General features: G+C 70.6%; 12 protein-coding genes. 2 read left to right on the forward strand and 10 right to left on the reverse strand.

The features are described 5' to 3' along the window. Position 1: 1 nt before the first annotated feature. From typA to RIV14_RS01780, 9 genes are all read right to left on the reverse strand, one after another. Positions 2–1924 (reverse strand): translational GTPase TypA, encoded by a 1923-nt coding sequence (gene typA, locus RIV14_RS01740; RefSeq protein WP_075373252.1) that lies wholly within the window; start codon positions 1922–1924, stop codon positions 2–4. Positions 1925–2092: 168 nt separating this feature from the next. After that, the gene (locus RIV14_RS01745) at positions 2093–2812 is read right to left on the reverse strand and encodes a hypothetical protein (protein WP_081381885.1); all 720 of its coding nucleotides are present in this window, start codon (positions 2810–2812) and stop codon (positions 2093–2095) included. A gap of 20 nt (positions 2813–2832) precedes the next feature. Next, on the reverse strand, positions 2833–4722 hold the full coding sequence (locus tag RIV14_RS01750; RefSeq protein WP_075373253.1) for a dipeptide ABC transporter ATP-binding protein: 1890 nt from the start codon (positions 4720–4722) through the stop codon (positions 2833–2835). Beyond that, positions 4719–5717, reverse strand: a complete 999-nt coding sequence (locus RIV14_RS01755; RefSeq protein ID WP_075373254.1) for an ABC transporter permease — start codon at positions 5715–5717, stop codon at positions 4719–4721. The genes RIV14_RS01750 and RIV14_RS01755 overlap by 4 nt, the downstream gene beginning before the upstream one ends. Beyond that, positions 5710–6639, reverse strand: coding sequence for an ABC transporter permease (locus RIV14_RS01760; RefSeq protein WP_075373255.1), 930 nt, complete (start codon positions 6637–6639; stop codon positions 5710–5712). Before RIV14_RS01760 ends, RIV14_RS01755 begins: the two co-directional genes overlap by 8 nt. 14 nt (positions 6640–6653) lie before the next feature. Continuing rightward, complete coding sequence (locus tag RIV14_RS01765) at positions 6654–8279, reverse strand: ABC transporter substrate-binding protein (RefSeq protein WP_075373256.1); 1626 nt, start codon at positions 8277–8279, stop codon at positions 6654–6656. A gap of 164 nt (positions 8280–8443) precedes the next feature. Further along, positions 8444–9559 (reverse strand): LLM class flavin-dependent oxidoreductase, encoded by a 1116-nt coding sequence (locus RIV14_RS01770; RefSeq protein WP_075373257.1) that lies wholly within the window; start codon positions 9557–9559, stop codon positions 8444–8446. A 115-nt stretch (positions 9560–9674) separates the two neighbouring features. Beyond that, positions 9675–10262, reverse strand: a complete 588-nt coding sequence (locus RIV14_RS01775; RefSeq protein ID WP_075373258.1) for a biotin transporter BioY — start codon at positions 10260–10262, stop codon at positions 9675–9677. Between the two features lie 131 nt (positions 10263–10393). Further along, positions 10394–11419, reverse strand: coding sequence for an alpha/beta hydrolase (locus RIV14_RS01780; RefSeq protein WP_075373259.1), 1026 nt, complete (start codon positions 11417–11419; stop codon positions 10394–10396). Positions 11420–11798: 379 nt separating this feature from the next. Between RIV14_RS01780 and RIV14_RS01785 the strand changes: the two genes are divergently transcribed. Then, the gene (locus RIV14_RS01785) at positions 11799–12365 is read left to right on the forward strand and encodes an NUDIX domain-containing protein (RefSeq protein ID WP_075373260.1); all 567 of its coding nucleotides are present in this window, start codon (positions 11799–11801) and stop codon (positions 12363–12365) included. 2 nt (positions 12366–12367) lie between these two features. On the opposite strand, the gene RIV14_RS01790 is transcribed toward RIV14_RS01785, so the two are convergent. Next, positions 12368–13363: a patatin-like phospholipase family protein gene (locus RIV14_RS01790; protein WP_075373261.1), complete on the reverse strand. Its 996-nt coding sequence runs from the start codon at positions 13361–13363 to the stop codon at positions 12368–12370. Positions 13364–13461: 98 nt separating this feature from the next. Between RIV14_RS01790 and RIV14_RS01795 the strand changes: the two genes are divergently transcribed. Beyond that, on the forward strand, positions 13462–14568 hold the full coding sequence (locus RIV14_RS01795; protein WP_075373262.1) for an oxidoreductase: 1107 nt from the start codon (positions 13462–13464) through the stop codon (positions 14566–14568). The last annotated feature ends 36 nt before the right edge of the window (positions 14569–14604 follow it).

Here is a 14604-nt window from a genome sequence, read left to right on the forward strand (position 1 = left end):
CTCAGGCCTCGGCACGACGACGGCGGGCGTTCTCGCGGAAGCGCTCCTGGGAGTTGAGGATGACCTTGCGGATGCGCACGGCCTCCGGGGTGACCTCGACGCACTCGTCGTCGGCGGCGAACTCGAGGGCCTCCTCCAGGGTGAGGCGGCGCGGCGGCACGAGGGCCTCGAAGGTGTCCGCGGTCGAGGAGCGCATGTTGGTCTGCTGCTTCTCGCGGACCACGTTGACGTCCATGTCCTCGCCGCGGGGGTTCTCCCCCACGACCTGCCCCTCGTAGGTCTCCTGGGTGGGCTCGACGAAGAAGCTGCCGCGGTCCTGGAGGCGGATGAGCGCGTAGGCGGTCACGGCTCCGGCGCGGTCGGAGACGAGGGAGCCGGTGGTGCGCGAGACGATCTTCCCGGCCCAGGGGGCGTAGCCCTCGGCGATGGAGGAGGCGATGCCAGTGCCGCGAGTCTCGGTGAGGAACTGGGTGCGGAAGCCGATGAGGCCGCGGGCCGGCACAAGGAACTCCATGCGGATCCAGCCGGTGCCGTGGTTGGTCATGGTCTCCATCTGGCCCTTGCGGGCGGCCATGAGCTGGGTGACGGCGCCCAGGTACTCCTCGGGGACGTCAATGGTCATGCGCTCGATGGGCTCGTGGCGCTTGCCGTCGATGGTGCGGGTGACCACCTGGGGCTTGCCGACGGTCAGCTCGAATCCCTCGCGGCGCATCTGCTCCACGAGGATCGCCAGCGCCAGCTCGCCGCGTCCCTGCACCTCCCAGGCGTCGGGCCGCGTGGTGGGCAGGACCCGCAGGGACACGTTGCCGATGAGCTCGCGGTCCAGGCGGTCCTTGACCTGACGGGCGGTGACCTTGGCGCCCTTGGTGCGCCCGGCCATCGGGGAGGTGTTGATGCCGATGGTCATGGCGATGGCCGGGTCGTCCACGGTGATGAGCGGCAGGGGGCGCGGGTCCTCGGGGTCCACGAGGGACTCGCCGATGGTGATGTCCTCGATCCCGGCGACGGCGACGATGTCACCGGCGTGCGCCTCCTCGGCGGGCTTGCGGTCCAGCCCCTCGGTGACGAGGAGCTCGGAGACGCGGGCGGAGGCCAGGGAGCCGTCGTGGCGGGCCCAGGCCACCGTCTGCCCCTTGCGCAGGGTGCCGTTGTGGATGCGCAGCAGCGCCAGGCGCCCCAGGAAGGGGGAGGCGTCCAGGTTGGTGACGTGGGCCTGCAGGGGGGCGCCCTCCTCGTAGGAGGGGCCGGGGATCCGCTCGATGATGGTGCGGAAGAGCGGCTCGAGGTTCTCGCTGGCCGGCAGCTCACCGTCGGCCGGGGCCTCGGTGTCGGCGCGGCGGGCCTTGGCGGAGGCGTAGATGACGGGCACGTCCAGGACGGCGTCGAGGTCGATGTCGGGGTGCTCGTCAGCCAGGTCGCTGGCCAGGGACAGCAGCAGGTCGGTGGACTCGGAGACGACCTCGTCGAGCCGGGAGTCGGGGCGGTCCACCTTGTTGACCACGAGGATGACCGGCAGGTTCGCGGCCAGGGCCTTGCGCAGCACGAAGCGGGTCTGGGGCAGGGGCCCCTCGGAGGCGTCGACGAGGAGGACGACGCCGTCGACCATGGACAGCCCCCGCTCGACCTCACCGCCGAAGTCGGCGTGGCCGGGGGTGTCGATGACGTTGATGATGATGCCCTCGGGACAGCCGGCGTCCGCGGCGGAGGGGCCCGAGTAGTGGACCGCCGTGTTCTTGGCGAGGATCGTGATGCCCTTCTCACGCTCCAGCTCGCCGGAGTCCATGACGCGCTCACCGGTGGTCTCCTCGGTGGCCCGGGCCCCGAAGGCGCCCGCCTCCCAGAGCATGGCGTCGACAAGAGTGGTCTTGCCGTGGTCGACGTGGGCGACAATGGCGACGTTGCGCAGATCCTGGCGCACGCTCATAGGGGGCACTTCTTCCGGTGGGAGGACGCCGCGGGCCAGGCACCTCTCAGGCACCGGCCACAGGGCATGAAACATGGAAAGACTAGAGGACGCCGGTCGCGACCTGCCATGGCAGGGCCAACACCCGGCCTGTGCGCCCACTCACGCTCAGGTCACCGGGGAGTCACCTCACAGGAGCACGGTCACGGCCGCGAGCGCGACGGCGAGCAACCCTGCGACGACGACGACCGGGCGGTTGAGGCTGCTGGTCACGCCGACGGCCGCACCGGGCGCCGTATCGTCGGCGGCCCGAGCGGGGCGGCTGCGCACCTGCTCGGCGTAGGCCTCGATGAGCGCCCCGGCGTCACCGGTGTCGAGGTTGGTGCGATAGCGCCCCTCCCCCGCCAGGTACTCCGGGCGCACCGCCGGGGCCGGCTCGGCGTCTCGCAGGCCGTCGCGCCGCTCCTGCTGCTCGCGCAGCTCCTGGCGGCGTCGGAAGGACTCGGCCATGCCGCCGCGGCGGGGAGCGGCCGAGGCCCGCACCTCGACGTCGTCGCGGGTGATGACCGACAGCCCCCAGCGGGTACGGCACAGCTCAACCTCGCCCCAGCCCAGCACATGAGTGCGCCAGGCATTGCGGATGGTGAGCGCCTGCGAGGTCAGGGTGATCTGCGGGGCCCACCACAGCAGCCAGGTGAGGAAGGTGAGCAGCCCCGCCCAGGCCAGGGTGCGCAGGCCGTGGCCGGCGCCGTCGGCCAGGCCGATCGTCAGGGACATCCCCACTGCGGCCAGGCCGATGAGGGCGGTGCCCAGGCGGGCCGGCAGGGAGCGGATGACGACGGTCGGCATGACAGGAGGCACAGTGGTGGACACGATGGTGGACACGGTGGTGGGCACGTCTTCTTGCACGGGCGCATCATGCCCGCTGCTCACTCCTGCGCAACCTCGCCCGCCATCTCATCCCCCGCCTCATCTCCGTAGAGGTCGATGCCCGCCCCGGGGACGGCCCGGATGAGCTCGCGGGTGTAGTCCTGGCGCGGGTTGGCGAAGAGCTCATCGGCTGCCCCGGACTCCACGATCCGCCCGTGCTCCATGACGACGACGTCGTCGGCGATCTGGCGCACGACGGCCAGGTCGTGGGTGATGAACAGGTAGGTCAGCTCCAGCTCGGCCTGCAGGTCGGACAGCAGGCGCAGGATCTGAGCCTGGACCAGCACGTCCAGGGCGGAGACCGCCTCGTCGAGGACGACGATCTGCGGCTTGAGGGCCAGGGCCCGGGCGATGGCGACGCGCTGACGCTGTCCGCCGGAGAGCTCGTGGGGGTAGCGGCGCATGACCGAGCGCGGCAGGGAGACCATGTCGAGCAGCTCGGCGACGCGCGCCTCGCGCTCCTTGGCGGTGCCGATCCCGTGGACCCGCAGCGGTTCCTCGACGACGCGGAAGATCGAGTACATCGGATCCAGGGAACCGTAGGGGTTCTGGAAGACCGGCTGCATGATGCGCCGCAGGGCGAAGAGCTCCTTGGAGCTCAGGGTGGACAGGTCTACCCCGTCGTGGAACACCTTGCCGGAGGTGGGGTCGATGAGGTTCAAGATGATGTTGGCGACCGTGGACTTGCCCGAGCCCGACTCGCCCACGAGCGCGGTCGTCGTGCCCTTGCGGATACCGAAGCTGACGTCGTCGACGGCGGTGAGGGTCTTGTCCTTGCCCTTGGCGCCGCGCACCTCGAAGACCTTGGTGAGGTGCTCCACGCGCAGGATCTCCTCGGTGGAGCTCGATCCCAGGCTGGCGCCCAGGAGCTCGTCCTCGGCGACCTGGATGCCGCGGGCGTGGGCGGACTCGATGCGCCGGGAGGCCAGGGAGGGGGCCGCCTTGACCAGGCGCTGGGTGTAGGGGTGGCGGGGGTCCTGAAGCACCTCGAGGCTGGGGCCGGACTCGACGACCCGACCGCGGTGCATGACCACGATGTGCTCGGCCCTCTCGGCGGCCAGCCCCAGGTCGTGGGTGATGAAGAGCATCGCGGTGCCCAGCTCGCGCACGAGGGTCTGGAGGTGGTCGAGGATGCGTCGCTGGACGGTGACGTCCAGGGCGCTGGTGGGCTCATCGGCGATGAGCAGGTCGGGGCGGGCGGCCAGTCCGATGGCGATGAGGGCGCGCTGGCGCATGCCGCCGGAGAACTCGTGGGGGTACTGCTTGGCCCTCCGGGAGGCCTCGGGCAGGCCGGCCTGCTCCAGCAGGAGGGCCACCTGCTCATTGACGTCGATGTGCCCACCGGCCGAAGGGGCCGCCTTCTGAGCGCGGTCGGCGTGCCCGGCCTGCCCGGCGTGCTCGGCCATGAGGTGGGCGAGGCGGTCGTCGGCGACGCCGGCCAGTCCGTTGGCCCGCAACGCCTCCTTGACCTGGAAGCCGATGGACCACACGGGGTTGAGGTTGGACATGGGGTCCTGGGGCACCAGGCCGATGGAGGAGCCGCGCAGGGCGGTGAGCTCCTGGGCGCCCAGGTGGGTGATGTCTCGGCCCTGGAAGCGGATCGTGCCGCCGGTGACCCGACCGGTTCCGGGCAGCAGCCCGATGACGGCGTGGGCCAGGGTGGACTTGCCCGAGCCCGACTCCCCCACGATGGCCACGGACTGGCCGGGGTAGAGGGTCAGGTTCGCCTTGCGCACGGCCGGGACGAGCCCGGTCGAGGAGCGGAAGGCGACCTCCAGGTCGGCGATCTCCAGGAGGGGGTCGCTCTCGGCCTTCCAGGAGGCCGCGGGGGCGAAGGTCTTGTCGGACGCGCCTGAGGCGGTGGCGGTGGATGCGTTGGAGGGTGTCACTTGCGGGCCTTCGGGTCCAGGGCGTCGCGGACGACGTCGCCGAGCATGATGAAGCCGAGCACGGTCAGAGCCAGTGCGCCGGAGGGGAAGAGCAGAACGCTGGGGTGGCTGTTAAGGGCGTCCTTGGCGGCCGCGATGTCCGCGCCCCAGGAGACGACCGAGGAGGGCAGTCCGATGCCCAGGAAGCTCAAGGTGGCCTCCGAGACGATGAAGACGCCGAGCTCGACGGTGGCCGTCACGATGATGGGGGCGGCCGCGTTGGGCATGACGTGGCGCAGCAGCATGGCCATGCGCCCCGAGCCCAGCGCCCGCGAGGCGGTCACGTAGTCCTCGTTCTTGACGCTCATGACCGAGCCCCGCGTGATGCGGGCGATCTGGGGCCAGCCGAACAGAGCCAGAACCAGGATGACGGTGAGGATCGAGCGGTCGTTGCGGAACATCTGCATGACGACGATGGCCGCCAGGACGAAGGGCACGGCGAAGAAGATGTCGGTGACGCGCGAGAGCAGCGCGTCGAAGAACCCGCCGAAGAACCCGGCCAGGGCCCCGACGGCCGAGCCAACGAGGACCACGATGAGGGTGGTGAAGATGCCCACGCTCACCGAGGCCCGGGCCCCGTGGACGGTGCGGGCGAAGATGTCGCAGCCCTGGATGTCGAATCCGAAGGGGTGGCCCCAGGAGGGCCCCTGGTAGGAGTTAACCAGTGTGCAGTAGCCGGGGTCGCGCGGGGCGATGAGCCCGGGGACCAGGGAGAAGGCCACGGCCACGGCGATGAGCACCGAGGCCGCCCAGAAGATGGGCCGACGGCGCAGCTGCCTCCAGGCGTCGACCCAGACGGAGGCCGGAGCGGACTCGTCGGCAACGGCGTCGACGGCGCCCAGGCCGATCTCGTCGTCGGCGATGACGAAGCGCTCCTGACCCGGGCGCACGGCGGGCGAGGGCGTGGCAGACACAGCGTTCTCGGTGTTCTCGGGGTTCTCGGTGTTCTCAGGCATAGCGGATCCTCGGGTCCAGGGCGGCGTAGAGCAGGTCCACCAGGAGGTTGGAGATGATGAAGACGAGCACGAGCACGGTGGTGAAGGACACGACCATGGGGCCGTCGCCGCGGATGATGGCGGAGTAGAGGGTGCCTCCCACGCCCTTGATGTTGAAGATGCCCTCGGTGACGATGGCCCCACCCATGAGGGCCCCCAGGTCCGCGCCCAGGAAGGTGACGACCGGGACCAGGGAGTTGCGCAGGACGTGGACGATCATGACGCGGGCCCCGCTCAGGCCCTTGGCTCGGGCGGTGCGCACGTGGTCGGCGGTGAGGTTCTCGGCCACCTCGGTGCGGGTCAGGCGCAGCACGTAGGCGAAGGAGACGGCGCCCAGCACGACCGCGGGCATGAGGAGCTCGGTGAAACCGGGGCTCTCACCGGCGGTGACCGGCAGCCATCCCAGGCGGACCCCGACGATGAACTGCAGGACGAAGCCGATGACGAAGGTGGGCACGGCGATGACCACCAGGGAGAGCACCAGGACGGTGGCGTCGAACCAGCCGCCCTTCCTCACCCCGGCGATGAGGCCGAAGCCGATGCCCGCGATGGCCTCGAAGGCCAGGGCCATGAGGGAGAGCTTGATGGTGATCGGGTAGGCCCGCACCAGCACGTCGAGGACGGACTCGGTCCCCCGCAGCGACTGGCCCAGGTCCAGGGTGAACAGCCCCTTGAGGTAGAGCAGGTACTGGACGATGAAGGGCTTGTCGAGGTGGTAGCTGGCCTTGATCTGGGCGATCACCTCGGGGCTGAGTGAGCGCTGGCCCCCGAGCGCGGCGATCGGGTCGCCCGGCAGGGCGAAGACCATGGCGTAGATGAGCAGCGTGGCCCCGAAGAACACCGGGACCATCTGCAACAGTCTGCGTGCGACGTAGCGAAGCATGTCGTCTTCCTCCCTCAGAACTTGGAGATGGCCTCGGCCCGCGCCCACAGGCGTCTGGCCTCGTCCGGGTCGTAGGTGAGGACCTCGTTGCCCGGGACATCCGGCGTCCAGCCCGCAACGGTGGGGGCGGTGAAGTCCTTGGCGGGCGTGCGGGTGCCGTAGTAGAGCTTGTCGCAGATGAGGTTGCGGTCGATGGCCCGGCAGATGGCGGCGCGGCGGGCACGCCCCTCCTCGTCCATCTTCCAGTGCTCGTGGGTGACGTCGATGGCGAGTCCTTGGAAGAAGGCGGCCGGCTTGTTGATGGCGCGCTCGCCCAGCTGCTTCTGGAAGATGGGTAGGAAGGAGTCGGGGACGGAGTCGGCGATGTCGATGGCATCGGCCAGCAGGTCGTTGTAGACCGAGTCGTAGCTCGTGTACAGCTTGAAGGTGATGCCCTTGTTCGCCACGGTGCGACCGCCGGCATAGGCGGGGTTGGGCTCCAGGACCATCCGGCTGTCGTGGTCCCAGGAGACGAGCCGGTAGGGGCCGTTGCCCACCGGCTTGGTGCCGTAAGCCTTGGGGTCCTTGAAGGCGGATTCCGGCATCGGGTAGTAGGCGTAGTGCCCCAGGCTGATCTTGAAGTCCGACGCCGGAGCGTTCAGCTCGACCGTGAAGGTGAGGTCATTGACCTTGGTCAGCCCGGTCAGATCGGAGTCCTCGTCGTAGGAGAAGCCCTTGATCCTCTCGAAGAAGGAGGAGCCGAGCTGGGCGTTGGACAGCAGGGCGCCGAACTTCCAGGCCTTGATGAAGGAGTCGGCGGTCACCGGGCTGCCGTCGGAGAAGGTCCAGCCCGGTTTGAGGGTGATCGTGTAGTGCTGGTTGTCCGTCGTCTCGATGGAGGAGGCCACCTCGTTGATGACGTTTCCGTCCTTGTCATAGCGGATCAAGCCGGCGAAGACCAGGTCGAGGACGCGCCCACCATTGGCCTCGTTGGTGTTGGTGGGCAACAGCGAGTTCTGCGGCTCGGAGAGATTGGCCAGGATGACGCCGCCGTTGGCGCTGGAGCGGGCCTCCTCGTAGACCGGGGTGGCGGTCCAGTTGAAGTCGACGTTAGAGGCGTGGCGGGAGTAGCCGCCGAAGCCGTTCTGGTACCACAGCGGGATGCCGGGCAGGTCGGCAAAGAGCTGGGTCTGAGCCTGACGGAAGTAGCCGTAGGCGGTCTGGGGGTCGGTGGCGGCCGCTGCCTGGGCCAGGAAGTCGTCGAAGGTCTTCGAGGAGTACTGGGAGTCGTTCGCGCCGGCACCGGTCTGGAAGGTGGCGTTGAGGAAGTTCTCCAGCGAGGGGTAGTCAGCCGACCAGCCGGAGCGAAAGGCGCCCAGAAGGGTGTGCTTGGTGATGGCGGCGCGCATCTCGGAGAACTGGGCCACCGGCAGGGGCTCCATGGTGATGCCCAGGACGTTGGACACCGAGTGGCACACGGCCTCAACCCAGGTCTTGTGGGGGCCGTCGGAGTTGTAGGCCAGGGTCAGCTTGCCGCTGCCGCTGCCCAGGCCGCCTCCTTCCGAACCCGATCCGCGCGAGCATCCTGAGACCAGGAGCAGGCCGAAGGCGGCCGCGCCGAGCCCGAAGCCACGGCGCGACACTGTCAGGGCGTTGTTCATGCAACCTCCATGGGGCATGGAACCGACTGGGATTCGTCACTGGGACAGAGGGTTTCCGGCGCGCTGAGAGGCTCAGGCGCCACCCATAGGCGGGGATAGTACGTCCGCCGAGGAAACAGGATCGACACGTGGAACAGGTGGCAAACCGTGAGAAACTGGCGTGTTCAGGCGTTCCAGGCCTGGGCGAGCAGCTCGTAGGAGCGGCGTCGCAGGGCCGGGTCGTGGACGTAGGTGACCACGAGGATCTCGTCGAGGTCCCAGCGGTCGGCCAGCTCACGCAGGCGGGCGGCGACGTCGTCGGCCGTCCCGACGAAGGACAGGGACATGGCCGCCTCGACGGCTCCCTCCCTGCCGGGCGCGTAGGCGCGCCAGGCCCGGGGGTCCTGGCTGGGCGGGTCCAGCGGCCCGGGCCGGTTGCCGACGATGCGGGCGGCGGCGGCCATGGCGGTGCTGAACAGCAGGCGGGCCTCCCCCCGACTGGGGGCCACCATGACGTTGACGGCGGCCGCGACCCGCGGAACGTCCGGCGCACCCCGGGGGCCGAGGGCGCCTTCCGCGCGGGACTCCAGGACGGAGCGGTAGGTGGCGATGGCCGCCTCGGCCTGGACCGGGGCGAAGTGCGAGGCGACGGCGAAGGGCAGTCCGAGCCTGCCGGCCACGCGGGCCCCGTTGACGGAGGAGCCGAGCACCCACACGGTCGGGTGGGTGCCCTCCCCCGGGACGGCCCGCACCCGGGGGCCGCCGGGCTCAGGGGCGTGGAGGGCGTCGTCGGGAATGCCGGGGGCGCCCAGGAGGAGGGACCCGGGGAGCCGTTCCGGCACGGGCTCGTCACCGAGGTAGGTGAGGATCTCCAGGATCTCCTCGGCGAAGCGGCCCGGGTCGGAGGCTCCTCGGCGCAGTGCGGCGGCCGTGCGCTGGTCGGTGCCCGGGGCCCGTCCCAGCCCCAGGCCGACCCGTCCGGGGTAGAGGGTGGCCAGGGTGCCGATCTGCTCGGCGACGACGAGCGGGGCGTGGTTGGGCAGCATGATCCCGCCGGAGGCGACGCCCAGGCGCTCGGTGGCCGCCAGGACCTGCCCCATGAGGACGGTGGTCGCCGAGGACAGGTAGGTGGTGGAGCCGTGGTGCTCAGCCAACCAGTAGCGCTTATAGCCGGCGGCGTCGGCGGCTCGAGCGAGGGCGATCATGTCGGTGAGGGCGTCGATACGGCTGCGCCCGGCACTGACGGGAACCATGTCCATGACGGACAGGACGGGTACAGTCCGCCTTTCGGGCTGACTCATACAGGCACTCTAACCCGCTCCGACCACCCCGAAACGGGCCTTGAGACCCGTGTGCCCCACCGAGCGCGGAGCTCGGCGGGGCACGGGGAGGGTCGGCCCCCTGCAGTCAGGGCGGTCAGCGAATACGGTTGCGCACGGGCAGCAGGCCGGTGGCGACCACGGACTTGAGGACGTCTCCCACGATGAAGGGCACCAGCCCCAGGTCCAAGGCAGTGCCCCAGCTGGCGCCGGTGGCGACCTTCAGCCAGATGAGACCCGGGACATAGACCGAGGCCGAGGCCAGCAGCATGAGGGCAACACCGGTGGCGACCCGGGTGGCCGCGGAGCCGGAGTGGCGCGACCACACGGCGGCGGCGCGTCCGGCGATGACGGCGATGAGGACGTAGCCGACGACGTAGCCGAAGGTCACGATGGTGCCGCCGCTCCAGCCGGCCAGGACCGGGGCCCCGACAGCGGCCAGGGCACCCAGGAGCAGCGCGGACAGGGCGCCGCGGCGTGAGCCGAGCACGGCACCGACCCCCAGAGCGGCGAAGGTGCCCAGGGTGATCGGCACGGGAGTGAAGGGCAGGGGGATCGAGATCTGGCCGATGAGGGTCAGGGCGAGCGTTCCGGCCAGGATCAGCCCAGCCTCACGGACGTGGGCCAGTGCGGGACTGTGGGCGAGGCTGCCGGCGGCTGACGTGGAGGAGGGTTTGGTGACCATGGCTCCACCCTACGGGGATCGCCGGCATGGCGAACGACCGGTTCCCACCGAAGAGCCGCCGCGCGACTTGTAGATCTCCTACAAGGATGACGCGGATAATCGCCTGAGAATCCGCAATGACCCGTTGATTCTCACAGTTCGGGCAGGTGTCCGTCGATCCAGGTGAGGATGTCGCCGGTGACCTGATCCCGGTTGGTCTCGTTGAGCAGCTCGTGGCGACCGCCCGGGTAGAGGATGACGCAGACCTCCCGCACGCCGGCGCGGCGGTAGAGGGTGGCGGCCCGCTGGACGCCTCGCCCCATGGCCCCGACCGGGTCCCGGTCACCGGAGGCCAGGAGCATGGGCAGCCCCGCGGGGACCGCCGCGGCGTGGGAGGCCGTGTTGACGGCCTCCTGCCCTGAAATGATGTCGCGGTAGAAGCTCGGGGGGTAGGCGAATCCGCACCAGGGGTCGGCGACGTAGCGGTCGACCTCGTGAACGTCCCGGCTGATCCAGTCGGCCTCGGTGCGGTTGGGGGCGAAGTGGCGCTGGTAGGGGCCGAAGGCGAGCGCGTTGAGCAGCCGGGAGGGGCGGCGCGGGCCGCGCAGCCGGGACTCACCGGCGCAGATCGCTACAGCGGGGCCGGCCAGCGCGCCGATTCCCGTACCGGTCCCCAGCAGGATGAGGCCGGCCAGCTCGCCGCCGCGGCGCGCGGCCAAGTCGCGGGCCAGGAAGGAGCCCCAGGAGTGGCCCATGAGGAAGACCGGAACATCGGGCCAGGCCCGCCGGGCCGCATCCAGGACGGCGCCCATGTCGGCCACGACCCTCTCCCAGCCGTCTCGCTCGGCGATAAAACCGAAGCCACCCGGTGCGGCGGTGGCCCCGTGGCCGCGGTGGTCCTCGGCTAGGACCGCATAGCCCTCCTCCACAGCGGAGGCGGCGAAGCGAGCGTAGCGCGAGGCGTGCTCGGCCATGCCGTGGGCGATGACGATGATGCCCCGCGGGCGGGCGGCGCCGGGTACCTGCGGGCGCAGCGCGGCCGGGGGGCGCGCTGGGGCGCCGGCCTCGGGAGCGTCGGCCACCAGGAGGGAGCCGTCAATGAGCCACTCGGGGAGCCAGATGTGCACGACCAAGCGCGTTCCGTCATCGGCCGTGAGCCGAGTAAGGCTGGTCTGCATCAAGTCCTCCTCAGGCAGCGTCGTCAATCGGCGTCAACGGGCGTCGGCCGTGCTCGGGTCGGCATCGGTCATCATTGATCGTGTCGACGGCTGACGGCGGTGACGTCGGGTTGGCGGGCGGGTCCGAGATCTCCCGTCACCCCAGGGTGAAGCCTAGTTGTCCGACGTCGAGCCGGCAGCGTTACCGCCGAGGTGATTCTCAGATGCCCCCGGCGGGCACGTGGCGAGCTGCCACAGACGGCCACTGATGACTGACTGCACCGGAGCATCGCCTACATTCCTGATGGTTTCATGAGTTCCTGTCGCCCGTATCCCGACAGTTCTCCCCACGCAGCCTGCCCTCCTCCTGCGGTGCGGCACCTGGGCTACGGTGGTCGCCATGGCCGCCCACTCCTTCACTCTTGTCCCCGCCGCCTACGTCTACCTCCTGCGCCCCGATCCGAGCGCCGCGGACCGGGGCGCCGGGGCGGCGAGCAGCGAGACCCAGGTGCTCCTCCAGCTGCGGCGGGACACCGGCTACATGGACGGGCACTGGGCCTGCGGCGCCTCGGGGCACGTCGAGGCCGCCGAGAGCGTCCTGGAGACGGCTCTGCGTGAGGCCGATGAGGAGCTGGGGATCGGCGTCGATGCGGAGGATTTGACGGCGCTGACGGCGATGCACCGCACCAATGACCTGGGCGGGGCGGCTCTGGAGCAGCGCATCGACCTGTTCTTCACGCTGCGGACCTGGGCGGGCACGCCGAGCGTGCGCGAACCGGCCAAGAACGCGGGTCTGCGCTGGTTCTCACTGGCCGGCCTGCCCGAGGCGGTTCCGCCTCACGAGCGCCACGTCCTGGAGCTGCTGGCCACCTCCCTCGATGGGGGGAGGCCGGTGCCCCCGATCATCACCTTCGGCTTCGATGAGGGCCAGGACATCGCCCGCTACGGCGTCGCCCTGCCGCACTGAGCTCAGCCCGCCAGGAAGGCCTCGATGGCGGGCAGCTCGCGGCGGGCCTGGGCCAGGCCGGCCTCGAAGGCGGTGACGACGCGGTCGTAGCGCAGCTCGCCGTTGGCAATCGGCATGCGCTCGGGCCGGAAGAGGTAGACGCGCCCCCGGCTGCGCAGGTGCTCCAGCTCCTCGACGGTGCGGTTGTAGTTCTCGGGGCGGTCGACGACGGCCTGAACCAGGGCCGGGTAGCGGGCGTAGAGCCGCTGGAGGACCTCGATCTCGTGGCGTCGCATGGGCGGTTTGCGGTAGCCCTCGGGGCGGGTCATGACCACGAGCAGCTTGTCGTAGCCGTCGGCGCGGGCGGCGTCGATGGCGAAGCCGCCGGTGGGCCCGACGGCGCCGTCCACGTAGGGGGCGCCGTCGACCTCGACCATCGGCATGAGCACCGGCATCGACGACGACGCCCGGGCCCTTACCAGCAGGTCCTCCATGGTGGGCATGTCCTCCAGGCCCCAGTAGACCTCCTCGCCGGTGTCGCAGCGGAAGGCGCCCAGGCGCACCGTGGCCGGTGAGGCGGCGAAGGTCTCCCAGTCGAAGGGGATGGACTCGTCGGGTGCGGAGGTGTGCAGGTAGATGTGCTCGGAGTTGAAGTAGCCCTTGCCGGCCACGAAGCTGCCCCAGCCGCCGGCCTTGGGGTCGGTGGTCAGCCCCAGGTAGGCCTCGCGGGTGCGCCAGATGTCCCGGGAGACGAAGTTGCAGGTGTTGGTGCAGCCCGCGGAGATGCCCCCGACCCAGGGGAAGGAGAGCCCGGCCTCCAGCATGACGCGCACGAGGCCGGCCGTGTAGGCCCCGCGCATGCCGCCGCTCTCGAAGATGAGGGCGACGTCGTCGGGGCCGTGGGTGACGGGAGCGGGCCGGTGGCGAGGGTCGGAGACGGGGACGGGCCGTTGGACAGGGTCGGAGACGGGGACGGGCCGTTGGACAGGGCCGGTGACGGGGACGGGACGCGAGCTCACGCCTGGGAGCCTATGGGTTCCATTGAGTTCCATGGCGCGATCGCACGGGTGATTCCCGCCCCATGTCGGCCGAGCGGCCGGGAGGGTAGCGTGAGGCCATGACTTCCTCCAGCGCACTGCGCATTCTTGAGCCGATGACCATGCGTGGGCTGACCGCCCGCAACCGCCTGTGGCTGCCGCCGATGTGCATGTACTCGGTCGAGGCGCAGGACGGTGTCGTCACCGACTGGCACCTGGTTCACTACGCCAGTCGCGCGGTGGGCGGCTTCGGCACGGTCATCGTGGAGGCCACGGCGGTCTCCCCGGAGGGGCGCCTGTCCCCCTACGACCTGGGGCTGTGGTCGGATGAGCAGGTCGCCGGCCAGCGCCGCCTGGTGGAGGCGATCCACTCCGGTGGGGCCTTGGCCGGTATCCAGATCGGGCACGGCGGGCGCAAGTCGGGGACTCCTCCGTGGCGCCCCAAGGTGGAGGGCGCGCGTACCGGCACCCTGGAGGGCTGGGAGCTGCTGGCCCCCAGTGCGATCCCCTTCCCCAAGCACGCGGTTCCCACCGAGCTGGACGAGGCCGGGATCAGTCGGATCGTGGAGGCCTTCGCGGCGGCCGCGCGGCGCGCCGTCGAGGCCGGCTACGACGTCGTCGAGATCCATGGCGCCCACGGCTACCTCATCCACGAGTTCCGCTCCGCCCTGTCCAACCAGCGCACCGACTCCTACGGCGGCAGCGTCGAGAACCGGCAGCGCTTCCCGCTTGAGGTGGTGCGGGCCGTGCGCGAGGCCATCGGGTCGCAGACGGTGCTCGATATCCGCCTGTCGGCCTCGGACTGGGCCGAGGGCGGCGTCACCGGTGAGGAGACCGCCGCTTTCAGCCGTGAGCTGGTGGAGGCCGGTGTTGATGTCCTGCACGTCTCCAGCGGCGGGAACGTCCCAGCCGCAGTGCCGGTGGGGCCCGGCTACCAGCTGCCGCTGGCCGAGCAGGTCAAGCAGGCCGTGGCCGGTAGCGGAGTCCCGGTGGTGGGTGTGGGTCTCATCGAGGCGGCGGCCCAGGCCGAGCAGGCGCTCGTCGCCGGGCAGGCCGACGCGATCGCCGTGGGCCGGGCGGCAATGCGCGATCCGTACCTGCCGCTGCGCTGGGCAGCGGACCTGGGGGCGCGCTCCTGGGACGAGGCCCCCTGGCCCATCCAGTACTGGCGCGGCACCTGGAGCTGAGCGGGGCTCCGTCTGTCCCATCCGCCCTGGGCCACC

The organism is Actinomyces acetigenes, assembly GCF_031296635.1.
Lineage (GTDB): Bacteria > Actinomycetota > Actinomycetes > Actinomycetales > Actinomycetaceae > Actinomyces > Actinomyces acetigenes.